The 12,693-nt window shown below is 39.3% G+C and carries 12 protein-coding genes; all 12 read right to left on the bottom strand.

Annotation, left to right across the window (positions count from 1 at the left end; all coding sequences use genetic code 11):
• Positions 1-173: 173 nt before the first annotated feature.
• The 12 genes from HLX49_RS15890 to upp all read right to left on the bottom strand — a co-directional run bounded on the left by HLX49_RS15890 (position 174) and on the right by upp (position 11,908).
• Positions 174-569 carry a F0F1 ATP synthase subunit epsilon gene (locus HLX49_RS15890; RefSeq protein ID WP_073009289.1) on the bottom strand — a complete coding sequence of 132 codons (396 nt, stop codon included), beginning with the start codon at positions 567-569 and terminating at the stop codon, positions 174-176.
• Between the two features lie 95 nt (positions 570-664).
• Positions 665-2,074, bottom strand: a complete 1,410-nt coding sequence (gene atpD, locus HLX49_RS15885; RefSeq protein WP_077706407.1) for a F0F1 ATP synthase subunit beta — start codon at positions 2,072-2,074, stop codon at positions 665-667.
• Between the two features lie 44 nt (positions 2,075-2,118).
• Positions 2,119-2,988, bottom strand: a complete 870-nt coding sequence (gene atpG / locus HLX49_RS15880; protein ID WP_077706408.1) for an ATP synthase F1 subunit gamma — start codon at positions 2,986-2,988, stop codon at positions 2,119-2,121.
• A gap of 48 nt (positions 2,989-3,036) precedes the next feature.
• A complete protein-coding gene (gene atpA / locus HLX49_RS15875; protein WP_077706409.1) occupies positions 3,037-4,548 on the bottom strand; it encodes a F0F1 ATP synthase subunit alpha in 1,512 nt (503 codons plus the stop codon).
• Between the two features lie 18 nt (positions 4,549-4,566).
• A complete protein-coding gene (locus HLX49_RS15870) occupies positions 4,567-5,112 on the bottom strand; it encodes a F0F1 ATP synthase subunit delta (protein WP_077706410.1) in 546 nt (181 codons plus the stop codon).
• On the bottom strand, positions 5,109-5,636 hold the full coding sequence (gene atpF / locus HLX49_RS15865; RefSeq protein WP_077706411.1) for a F0F1 ATP synthase subunit B: 528 nt from the start codon (positions 5,634-5,636) through the stop codon (positions 5,109-5,111). The genes HLX49_RS15870 and atpF overlap by 4 nt, the downstream gene beginning before the upstream one ends.
• A gap of 113 nt (positions 5,637-5,749) precedes the next feature.
• Complete coding sequence (gene atpE / locus HLX49_RS15860; RefSeq protein WP_077706412.1) at positions 5,750-5,962, bottom strand: F0F1 ATP synthase subunit C; 213 nt, start codon at positions 5,960-5,962, stop codon at positions 5,750-5,752.
• Between the two features lie 46 nt (positions 5,963-6,008).
• Positions 6,009-6,731 (bottom strand): F0F1 ATP synthase subunit A, encoded by a 723-nt coding sequence (atpB, locus tag HLX49_RS15855; protein WP_077706413.1) that lies wholly within the window; start codon positions 6,729-6,731, stop codon positions 6,009-6,011.
• Between the two features lie 5 nt (positions 6,732-6,736).
• Complete coding sequence (locus HLX49_RS15850) at positions 6,737-7,123, bottom strand: ATP synthase subunit I (RefSeq protein ID WP_077706414.1); 387 nt, start codon at positions 7,121-7,123, stop codon at positions 6,737-6,739.
• A gap of 504 nt (positions 7,124-7,627) precedes the next feature.
• Complete coding sequence (locus tag HLX49_RS15845) at positions 7,628-9,829, bottom strand: S8 family serine peptidase (protein ID WP_296363109.1); 2,202 nt, start codon at positions 9,827-9,829, stop codon at positions 7,628-7,630.
• Between the two features lie 243 nt (positions 9,830-10,072).
• Complete coding sequence (wecB, locus tag HLX49_RS15840) at positions 10,073-11,191, bottom strand: non-hydrolyzing UDP-N-acetylglucosamine 2-epimerase (RefSeq protein WP_077706415.1); 1,119 nt, start codon at positions 11,189-11,191, stop codon at positions 10,073-10,075.
• An 87-nt stretch (positions 11,192-11,278) separates the two neighbouring features.
• Positions 11,279-11,908 carry a uracil phosphoribosyltransferase gene (upp, locus tag HLX49_RS15835; RefSeq protein WP_077706416.1) on the bottom strand — a complete coding sequence of 210 codons (630 nt, stop codon included), beginning with the start codon at positions 11,906-11,908 and terminating at the stop codon, positions 11,279-11,281.
• Positions 11,909-12,693: the final 785 nt, after the last annotated feature.

The following is a 12,693-nucleotide window of genomic DNA, read 5'->3' as shown; positions in this document are numbered from 1 at the left end:
CAGCTTAAAAAAATAAAAAAAGGCGAGGCTTATTTAAGTGCGTCAAAAACCGATTAAATTTCCCTTTATCACCATAAATAAAATAATGCATCTTAAAACGAGCAATCTCATATATAAAAAGGAGCTGACAGCAAATGCATAATATGCATTTTGCGACAGCTCCTTTTCTCAAATTATCTTATTACCCTTAAGCGATTGATAGCTCTTTTGAGAGCTAGTTCTGCTCTTAACGTATCAATATCATCTTGTTTTGATTGGAGACGGCGTTCCGCACGCTCTTTTGCACGCTCGGCACGATCGATATCAATGTCAGATGGTTTTTCTGCAGACTGCGCTAAAATCGTCACTTTATCTGGACGCACTTCCATAAAACCACCATTAACCGCTAGTTTATCTACATGATTTTCACGTTTCAAACGAACTGCATTAATGGACAATGGTGCAACTAAAGGAATGTGGCCAGGTAAAATACCCAATTCTCCGCTTTCTGCTTTACAACTCACCATCTCGTAGCTATCTTCTAGTACTGGACCGTCAGGAGTAACAACACTCACCGTTAGTGTTTTCAAAGCAACCCCTCCTTAGCTTAACATGAAGGCGGTCAATGCATAATACGTATTCATCAACCTGCAAGTATGAATAGGATTCATTCCTATCAAGCCTCTTATTCCATGCTTTTTGCTTTTTCAACTACTTCTTCAATACGCCCTACTAAACGGAAGGCATCTTCTGGTAGATCATCGTATTTTCCAGCTAATATTTCTTTAAAACCTTTTACTGTTTCTTCAACAGGAACATAGGAACCTGGTTGACCTGTAAATTGTTCTGCAACGTGGAAGTTTTGTGAAAGGAAGAATTGAATACGACGTGCACGAGACACAACGAGTTTATCCTCATCACTTAACTCATCCATTCCTAAGATCGCAATAATATCTTGTAGTTCTCGATAACGTTGTAATGTTTGCTGTACTTCCACGGCTACGTCATAATGCTCTTGTCCAACAACTTCTGGGTCTAATGCACGCGAAGTGGAAGCTAACGGATCCACCGCAGGATAGATACCTTGTTCTGATAAACCACGATCAAGGTTTGTTGTTGCATCTAAGTGCGCAAACGTTGTTGCTGGTGCAGGGTCCGTATAGTCATCAGCAGGTACATAAATAGCTTGGATTGATGTAACAGAACCTTTTTTCGTAGATGTAATACGTTCCTGTAATTGTCCCATTTCTGTTGCTAACGTTGGCTGGTAACCAACCGCAGAAGGCATCCGTCCTAGTAGTGCAGATACTTCTGTACCTGCCTGTGTAAAACGGAAGATGTTATCAATAAATAACAATACATCCTGCCCTTGCTCATCACGGAAATACTCTGCCATCGTTAGCCCAGTTAGGGCTACACGCATACGCGCACCAGGTGGTTCGTTCATTTGACCAAACACCATCGCTGTTTTAGAAATAACACCAGAATCCTTCATTTCATAGTACAGATCATTACCTTCACGGGTACGTTCACCAACACCGGCAAACACAGAAATACCACCATGCTCTTGTGCTATGTTATTAATAAGCTCTTGAATAAGTACTGTCTTACCAACACCGGCTCCACCAAACAAACCGATTTTTCCACCTTTTACATAAGGTGCAAGTAAGTCGACTACTTTTATTCCTGTTTCCAAAATTTCTGTTTCCGTTGTTAAATCTTCAAATTGTGGTGATTGACGATGAATTGGATCACGACGCACACCTGAGTCCAACGGTTCATCCAAGTCAATATTGTCTCCGAGTACGTTAAATACTCTACCTAATGTTACATCGCCAACAGGAACCGAAATCGGGCTTCCTTGGTCAACAACCTCCAAACCACGTCTTAAGCCATCCGTTGATGACATTGCAATGGTACGGACACTGTTATCACCTAAATGAAGCGCAACCTCCAAGGTGAGCTCTTTCATTTCATTAGATGATTCATCAGGTATTTTAACAATAATCGCATTGTTAATGTCGGGAAGCTGTCCATCAGCGAATTTAACGTCAACGACAGGTCCCATTACTTGTGTAATACGTCCTTTGCTCATCGATTTCCCTCCTAACATACTTTCCTAAATTCCACCGAAGAAGCCTATTCAAGCGCGGCGACTCCTCCGCTAATTTCTGTTATTTCTTGTGTAATTGCAGCTTGACGCACGCGGTTGTAGGTCAATGTTAAATCATCAATAAGCTCATTAGCATTATCTGTTGCACTCTTCATTGCAGTCATACTTGCCGCATGTTCACTTGCTTTTCCATCCAATAATGCTCCATAAATGAGACTCTCTGCATATTGTGGTAAAAGCACTTCGAGAATTTGTTGCTCATTTGGCTCATACTCATACTCATCATGAAAGGCAGAATCAGTAGTCTGCACTCCTAAATCCGTAATCGGCAACAGTTGCGTTGTCGTTACCTTTTGCGAGATGGCACTTACATAATGATTATAAATGATGTGTAGCTCATCAATTTCTTCATCTACATATAATTGCACCGTTTCCGAAGCAATTTCTTTAATATCTGCAAAGTCAGGCTGATCGCCAATACCAATAATGCTTTGTGTAATTGGCAGATCCATCTTTTTACAGAACTCATAGCCCATTCTACCGATGGCTATAATGGTGTACTCATCTTTGGATTGATGATTCTGTTGAATTCTTTGATACAGAGCTTTTAAAATGTGGCTGTTGTATGCTCCGACAAGTCCTTTATCTGCTGTGATGACCATATACCCCGTTCGTTTTACTGCTCGTTTTTCCAACATAGGATGTGTAGTCTCTGTAGCAGAGTTTGCAATATGTGCCATCACTTCTTGAATTTTTTTACTGTAAGGTTCAAAAGCTTTTGTATTTTGCTCTGCTTTTGCCATTTTAGAAGCTGAAACCATCTGCATGGCAGAGGTGATTTTTTTCGTTTTTTGCGTAGAAGTTATTCTACCTTTAATCTCTCTAAGTGATGCCAAGCTCGTTCACCGCCCTTTCTCATAAAAGGTTACGCGCTATTATATACATTAACCTTCAGATGGCAAAAATGTTTTCTTGAAAGCTTCAATAGCTTCGTTCATTTCTGATTCATCAGGTAATTTTCCAGTCTCACGAATGGAAGTTAGAAGCTCTTTACGATTATTCTCTAACCAAGTATTCATTTCTTCTTCGAAACGAAGAATGTCCTCTACTGCAATATCATCAAGGAACCCTTTAGTGAGTGCATAAATACTCATAACTTGTTTTTCTACAGCCATTGGTTTATGCAATCCTTGTTTTAAAATCTCTACAGTGCGTTCTCCACGGTTTAGTTTTGCCTGTGTCGCTTTATCCAGATCGGAACCAAATTGCGCAAATGCTTGTAACTCACGATAAGAAGCTAAGTCCAAACGCAAAGTACCTGCAACTTTTTTCATCGCCTTAATTTGTGCTGAACCACCAACACGTGATACGGATAAACCAGCATTAATCGCTGGACGAACGCCAGAGAAAAATAGATCTGATTGTAAGAAAATTTGTCCGTCTGTAATGGAAATAACGTTTGTTGGAATATAGGCAGCAATATCACCAGCTTGTGTTTCAACAAATGGTAACGCCGTTAAAGAACCGCCACCTTTTGCATCACTTAACTTAGCCGCACGCTCTAATAAACGAGAGTGAATGTAGAATACGTCACCAGGAAATGCTTCACGTCCAGGCGGGCGACGTAAAAGTAATGAAAGCTCACGATAAGCTACAGCCTGTTTGGACAAATCATCATAAACTACAAGCACGTGCTTACCGTTATACATAAATTCTTCTCCCATAGCAACACCTGCATAAGGAGCTAAGTATAATAATGGAGCAGGATCAGAAGCACCAGCTGAAACAACGATCGTATAATCTAAAGCACCATAACGACGGAATGTTTCCACGGTGCTTCGTACAGTAGAGTCTTTCTGACCAATCGCCACATAAATACAAATCATGTCTTGATCTGCTTGGTTCAAGATGGTGTCCACCGCAACCGTTGTTTTACCTGTTTGTCGGTCACCGATAATTAATTCACGTTGCCCTCTACCAATTGGTACGAGCGCATCAATCGCTTTTATACCTGTTTGTAATGGTTCGTCAACAGATTTACGATCCATTACCCCGGGTGCAGGAGATTCAATCGGACGTGTTTTCGTTGCTTCTATCGCACCTTTACCGTCCAATGGTTGTCCTAGTGGGTTAACCACACGACCAATTAATTCATCTCCAACAGGTACTTGCATAATACGTCCTGTACGACGTACTTCATCGCCTTCTTTTATTTCACTGTAAGGACCTAAAATAACAATCCCCACATTACTTTCTTCTAAGTTCTGCGCCAAGCCCATCACGCCATTAGAGAATTCAAGTAATTCCCCGGCCATCGCGTTATCTAGACCATGAGCACGAGCAATACCGTCACCGATTTCGATTACTGTGCCGACATCGCTAACTTCAATATCTGTATCAAAAGTTTCAATTTGCTGTTTAATCAGACTGCTAATCTCTTCAGCTTTGATGCTCATACCATTTCACCCCTATCTTCATTTGTTTGCAGTTACAATATTTCGCTCAATTCTTTTCAGCTTACCGCTAACGGAGCCATCATAAATCGTATTGCCAACACGTATTTTCATGCCACCGATTAAGGAAGGATCAACAATATTTGTTAGCTCGATTGCCTGTTTATCAAAACGCTTGGCAAAGCTTGACTCCAATTCCCGACATTCTTCCTCCGATAATGCTCTTACAGAATAGACGGTTGCAGCTGCAATTCCTTTTGCATCATTTACTAGCCGAATAAAATGATCAATAATTGCCGGAAGTAAATCAATTCGATGACGCTGCACAAGCAGATTTAATATATTCACCACTTCTTTATGCGCCTGTTGAAATACATCTTGCAAAAATTGTTGTTTCTTCGCATTGCTAATACGTGGATGCATGAGGAATGTATAAAGATCTTTATTGTCCTGAAAAGCTTTTTTGACTACTTTCAACTCTTGAGTCAACGCTTCAAGTAGAGACTTTTCTTGACCAAGTTGGAAAAGAGCATCCGCGTAACGCTTCGCTATTGTTTCATTACTCATAGCTCTTCTCCTACCTCTTTAATGTACTCATTAATCAGTTTCTCTTGATCTTTCTCATCGATTTCTTTTTCAATCACTTTCGTTGCAATTAATACTGATAATGATGCAACTTTATCCTGTAATGCTTGTAATGCTTTTTCTTTTTCATTTTGGATGTCTGCTTGGGCAGATTCTTTAAGGCGATTAGCCTCTTCGCGAGCTGCTCGAATAATTTCTTGCTCTTGCTTTTGACCAGCCTCTTTTGCATCATCCACAATCTTTTGTGCTTCCTGTTTCATTTGCTTTAAGCGTTCCTGTGCTTCTTGAGAAGCTTTTTCAGCATCAGCACGGCTTTTTTCAGCTGCATCTATTTCATTAGCTACATATTCTTCACGCTTTTGCATCATATTAATAACTGGGCCCCAAGCGAATTTCTTTACTAAGTATAGTAGAAGAAGGAAGAAAAATAATTGAATCGCCATATCGATTACTCTTAAGCCTCCAACGCTGGCACCTACGGATAAAACATCGATGTATGAATACACTAATCTCACTCCTTTCGTGATCGGTAACAACTTCAAACTATTTTGCGATTAAACCCCATAAAGGAATGGCGAAGACTGTTTAGCTAATCCTCGCCATGTTAAATTATGATAGTTTACATAAAAATAGCCATAAATGCGATTACCGCTGCGATAATAGGAATCGCCTCAACTAGTGCTACCCCGATAAACATTGTACCTTGTAATGAACCTTTTAATTCTGGTTGACGAGCAATCCCTTCTACTGTTTTACTAACGATCATCCCGTTACCAAGACCAGCGCCTAACGCTGCCAAACCAATTGCTATTGCTGCTGCTAAAGCTTCCATTCCTATTTCCTCCTTTTATTATAAACCTATTTTTTTATGTTTTTATTTAATGGTCACTGCTCACCTTATGAGACAAATACACCATTGTTAACATTGTAAATACAAAGGCTTGAATTCCACCAATAAAGACACTGAATCCTTGCCATGCAAGCATAGGTAATGCTGCACCTAGAAAACCAAGAGCATTAGATCCTGCAAGTCCTACTAGCAGCCCTAACAACACTTCCCCAGCATAAATATTACCAAATAGACGAAGACCTAACGTTAACGTATTGGTAAACTCTTCAATAATTTTAAAAGGGAGCATAATTGGCGCAGGACTAACATAGCCTTTCAAATAATGCTTCATACCTTGAATCTTGATTCCATAAAAATGGGTTAATAAAATAACCATACCTGATAATGTTAATGTTAATGTTGCATCAGCCGTCGGCGATTTCCACCATAAATCATGACCAATTACTCCTACTGTGGCTACTCCTAGCAAATTACTAACTAAGATATAGGTTATTAATGTTAAACCAAGCGGGAGGAATATTTTACCGGTTTTCCAATCCATGGTATCGCTAATAATCCCTTTCACGAATTCAACGATCCATTCCATAAAATTTTGCAAACCAGTTGGCCTCATTTGCAACTTTCGACTTGCAATGACACTAAGTATAAACACGATGGCTGAAGAAACAGCTACCATGAAAAGATTCGCCAAGTTGACGTCGAACCAGGAAATACCAAATAGGTCATGTGCTATTGGCGCAGTATGATTCACGTTGTTCACCCCTCCTTCTTGTGCGATTGTTTAAAGTTACTTAGAGCAAAATCTATCATAATGACAGGATAAGATGTCATTAATCCAATAATTACAGCGATAATATGAAAGTAGGCATCAAACCGAATGGCAATTAAGATGGCAAGGATTGCGGCAGTCATACGCGATAGTGTTCCTAATGTTTTTACTTTTTGATTACTCGTCACAGCCTCGCCAAACAGATCTACTTTCTTCTGGAGTAAATACAAGTTATAAAAGCTGATAGATGTGCCTAGTAACAAACCAAGAAAGATCTGTACATACGGTGTAAAGCCAGCTCCTATAACAAAAATTGCAAGCAGATAGAGCATCCATTTCCGCTGTCGTGCAACCATTATTTTATATTCCGACATAATTCCCTCTTCCCTTGCCCATAATACAGCATGTACATACGCAAAATGTTCTGCCTATTCAGCTATAGCTTTACGCTTTAAACTACTAAAGCTTAAGAAATTCGTATGTAAAAAAAGATCCATCTACATAGTATACTACAGCTTTTTTCACTTTACTATGAAGTTTATGTGAACAAATGAACAGGTAAGTAGCAAACCCGAAATGAAAGCGTTAATATTTATGAAGCCACTACCTTTCCACACTAAGCAAGTTTACATGAGGGACCCCTTAATGTCAATTGGTTTCAAGCATAATTTGCAAAGGAGAAGATAAGATTTTTAACCTCCAAAGAATAAAAAATCCCTCTTCCTAGTATAGTGTATATTCCGTGTCTAAAACGTGACAAATTTGTGAACGAAGGAACCCTTAGAACACCTAGGCTTACCATCAAGCTTATGACGAGAACTCTTCCTTTTACTTATATGATAAAGCCTTTTCCTATAGTGCAAAATCAACGCTTATCTCTACTTCGGAGGAACATATACCATTGTTTCATAACTTGCATTTTCCCCTGTGTTAAGTTCTACGGAAACGACTGCATAGTAAAAACCTGCCTTCCCTACTTTTCGCGCATTTAATTCACCTTCATTCATCCCTACCGCTACATCCGTATCCTCTATAAGCTGTCTATCGAATACAAGCGTGTCTGGATCATACAAATTCACTTGTACTTTTGTGGCTGGCTCTGTCATATAATAGTGATACGAAAATGTATCATTCGATAAAGGCTCTAATGCAAATTCAAACCCCATCGCCTTTGGATTATCCGCATTCTGATTTACAAATAAATACGGCAAATGATGTACTGTACTGCTTTGCTTTAACGTGAGCCAACCTTGATGAACGCCTTCTTCTAACTGTTGAGATGTTATTCTTGCTCCAATAGAAAGTTGTTTTTTTTCATTCGCAGGTATCGTTACAGCTTGTGGTAAGTTCCAACTTATCCCGCGTTGCTTACATGGAATGTCAAAATAATACGTTTGTTCTTCTTTTGTCCTATTTTCTATAATAATTTGTTCGTTTTTCACTTCACTGTTCCCCTGAACTTTACCAAACGTTAATTGTGGATCATCTATAATTGTCCCCGCTTCTATAGCTTCTTTAGGTTGAATGAGGCCCATTCCTTGAATGGTAGGATGTAACGGTTTTTGATTTACTTCCATTCGTAACGCTGTCGTTTTAATCGCTCCATATATTTGTTGATTCGTCCATTCAGGTCTAGCTTCTTTTATTAATGCAATGACACCACTTACATGAGGAGCGGCCATACTCGTTCCTTGTAAAGCTTGATAACCACCAGGAACTGTACTTACAATATTCGTCCCAGGCGCAACAACATCTGGTTTAATATTCCAATTAATAGTGACTGGCCCTCTTGAACTAAATGGGGCAATAGAAGAAGCTTTGTTTTCGTATTTCGTATCTAAGTGAAGACGATCTGACTGTAAATATTCTTCCAACCACGCACCATCCTGCTTCGATATAGTAGCAACCGGAATCTGAACAGCATTTTTTGCAGTAGATACATCCCCGTGTAGAGGTCCTTCTTCATTGTTTGCAATAATCACGGCTTTAGCACCTGCAGCTTGAGCTTGTTCCACTTTTTCTACAAAAGGAGTTTCATCTCGTTGAAAGAGAGCTATCTTCCCTTTTACATTTGCACCTTTGTTTGCATGCTTAATGGGATAAAATGTATCAAGCAGCCACGACGGTGCGCCTGCCATTTCTTGTATAGAAATACGCTTATCCTCCCATCGAGCATATAAATACGGGACTTGTTGTTGATGACTGGCAGCACCAACGGATAATGCGTGATTTGCTGTCGCAGGTGAGCCAACAGTCCATCCCCCAGGCCCTGCATTCCCATTCGCTATAACAACAGCAACACCTAATTCAGCAGCTTTATTTACAGCTACACTTGTCGGGTAATCTGGCCCATTCACTTGATTACCTAAAGACAAATTAATGATATCCACATCATCTTTTATCGCCTGCTCCATAGCAGCAATCACCTGTACCGAAGTACCACTTCCTCCTGGACCTAACGCGCGATAACCGTATAACTCAGCATCAGGGGCTACGCCTTTTAAATTTCCGTTAGCAGCAATAATGCCAGCAACATGCGTACCGTGTAATGTCGGTTTTCCTTGTTGCGGCTTTGTTTCCATCGGATCATTATCTAAATCAACTACATCATACCCTGATTTGTAATTCGTCTGTAAATCTGGATGGTTATAATCTATTCCAGTATCAATCACGCCCACTTTAACACCTTTACCCGTATATGTTGTATTATTTAAATCAAAAGGAAAAATGGCGTTTTTATCGTTCGGTTGGTTCAATTGGTTCGTTGTTGTTTCATATTTATGAACGGAGTGAACGGTTTTCACAAACTCTAGCGACCCCATTCGCTCCAGTTGTCTTTTATCTCCCTTTAAAGCAAGACCGTTAAACAATTCTGTATACACTGCCACCACTTGAATAGAGGGATAATGATTCTCCAAAAACAATTGATGATCTTTTGGATTACCTTTTACTTCAATAATAACTGCTTTTTCATTCATTTCTTGCTTCTCTTTCAACTGTTCTCCTGAGCTAGTAACACCTATAGAAATAAATGTCATTATCACGACAATCATACTAATAATCATTATTCGTACACGCATAGCATCCTCTCCTTAATAAGTAGGATTTGATGAAAGAAAGGGAAATATACGTGCATATAAGAGCTAATACCCATTTACGCTGTTTAAGTGCAACCGATATGAAAAACACTACGCATACCGCCAAAGCTTTATGACGGAAAAACGCTGTCGCTTTTCTTATACTATAAGGCCAAATAACCTTTATACTTTTGTATAATACAAAAAAGAGATGCTGGGCATTCACAGCAACTCTTTTTTCATTTGTTATTTATCAAAATAATCCACAATTGTATCAGCAATTCTGCGGGAGGCTTGTCCATCACCGTAAGGGTTGGACGCTTTTGCCATCTTCTCATGAGATTGTTTATTCGTTAACAATTCATTTGCCATTTGATAAATAGGCTCTTCCTCTGTTCCAGCTAATTTCAACGTTCCAGCTTCAATGCCTTCTGGACGCTCTGTTGTATCCCTTAAAACAAGGACAGGAACTCCAAGCGATGGTGCTTCTTCCTGTACACCACCAGAATCTGTCAATATTAAGTGTGCACGTGACGCGAAATTATGAAAGTCAACGACACCCAAAGGTTCAATTAGGTCAATGCGTGTATCATTTCCTAAAATCTCATCTGCTGCTTGTTTCACAACAGGATTCAAGTGTACTGGATAAATAACGTGAACATCATCATGCGTTTCCACTAAACGTTTAATTGCTCTAAACATTTGCTGCATATTTTTCCCTAGGTTCTCTCTCCGATGTGCAGTCATTAGAATAAGTCGTTTTCCTGCTATACGATCTAAAATTGGACTCGTGTACGAAGGATCTACCGTAGTTTTCAGTGCATCAATAGCTGTATTTCCTGTAACAGCAATTCGTTCACTAGGTTTATTTTCCTGTAATAAATTCGCTTTTGATTTTTCCGTTGGAGCAAAGTGTAAATCTGCCATAACCCCGGTTAATTGGCGATTCATTTCTTCTGGATAAGGAGAGTACTTATTCCACGTCCTTAGACCAGCTTCTACGTGACCTACTGCAATTTGGTTGTAATATGCAGCAAGAGAAGCAGCAAACGTAGTAGTTGTGTCTCCATGAACAAGCACAATATCAGGCTGCGTCTTTTTCATTACTTCGTCCAGCCCCTCTAACGCTCTTGTAGTAATTTGCGCTAGTGTTTGCTGCTTCTTCATAATATTCAAATCATAATCTGGGGTAATGTCAAAAATATCCAACACTTGATCTAGCATTTCACGATGTTGTGCAGTCACAGTGACAATGGATTCAAATTCCTCACTGCGCTTGTTCAACTCGAGAACGAGCGGAGCCATTTTAATAGCTTCTGGCCTGGTTCCAAAAATCGTCATTACTTTTATCCGATTACGTGTCATTATATGTTCACTCCAGAATGTATTGTCATTTCCATCTATTGTACCGAAAAAAAGCTTATCTTGCTATCCTGTACGTAAATTTGTCGACTACTTTGTCCCGAAAAGTCGATCGCCAGCGTCTCCTAATCCAGGAATAATGTAGCCTTTTTCATCCAACTTTTCATCCATCGCACCTAAGTAAATATCAACATCAGGGTGCTCTTGCTTAATTACTTCTACGCCTTCTGGTGCAGCTATTAAACACATCAACTTTACATGCTTTGCTCCCCTATTTTTCAATGAATGGATAGCATCATTTGCCGAACCACCTGTCGCTAACATAGGGTCGATAACGATCAATTCACGCTCATGAATATCAGAAGGTAATTTTATATAGTATTCAACTGGCTGTAATGTATTAGGATCACGGTAAAGCCCAACATGACCTACCTTAGCAGCAGGTATTAAATCAAGCATTCCGTCTACCATCCCTAATCCTGCACGCAGAATAGGTACTAAACCAATTTTTTTGCCTGCTAGTACATTTGCTTTGGTTTCTATTACTGGCGTTTCAATCGTTTTTTCTTGTAAAGGAAGGTCTCGTGTAATTTCAAATGCCATAAGCATGGAGACTTCATCGACTAGCTCACGAAACTCTTTAGTACCCGTGTTTTTATCTCTTATGTACGTTAGTTTATGTTGAATTAATGGGTGATCAAGTACAAATACTTTTCCCATGCGCCGTTCACTCCTTTTGTTTAGTTGCATCTTTAAAATTGTACTCAAAATTACTTTCACATGCAAGTTATGCTTTACATTGTCTCCATTTGTTGTAACCCTTGATCGCTAAGATAGATACACCTTTCACATACTTCCTGCATCGTATAAGTGTCATGATCTAGACACATTCAAACATAGATACTCTTTATACAGGCGAGTCTACATTCCATTATTAGGAAAACTTAACTATTCATGAAAAAGTAAGGTCGCCCCTTGTAGACTTTCTTCAGCAAATATTAATCATCCATAGTCTTATTTATAAGAAAAACTGTACTATTTCATACTTTATATTAGTAAAACTTAGTTTACCGCCAAATGGAGGAAGCTGTAGTTTTTCTTATACTATAACCTTAAAACTTATACTTTCCTATAGTAGAACAAAGGCGCAAGCGCCCGGTTAGCAACGTAGCGAATGGAACGAAACGACTAAAGTTTTAGGAATCATGGTGAGACGGTGTTGACGAACCAATGATGACTTATCGTAGGGCGATTCGTGAAGTCGCCTAGTTGCTGGGCGCTGGAGCCGGACGTGGCTAAATAACTTAGTAAGTTTATCCACAGCTGCAAAATTTTATAATTTCCTCACTAGCTTTGCATAAAAAGTAATGCTTCAAGCCAAGCGTTAATTTTCCATTTGAGACATATGTAACAGAATTTTCTGATATATGTTATTTGTACACAATGAAAAAAAGACAACAGGCATGAGAGGTAGCCCTTCATCCATTTTTTGAATAGTATATACT

This window comes from Virgibacillus sp. (genome assembly GCF_013393565.1).
Classification (GTDB): domain Bacteria; phylum Bacillota; class Bacilli; order Bacillales; family Amphibacillaceae; genus Virgibacillus; species Virgibacillus dokdonensis.
Note: the sequence above shows the minus strand (reverse complement) of the source record. Positions and strands in the feature narration are given on the sequence as shown.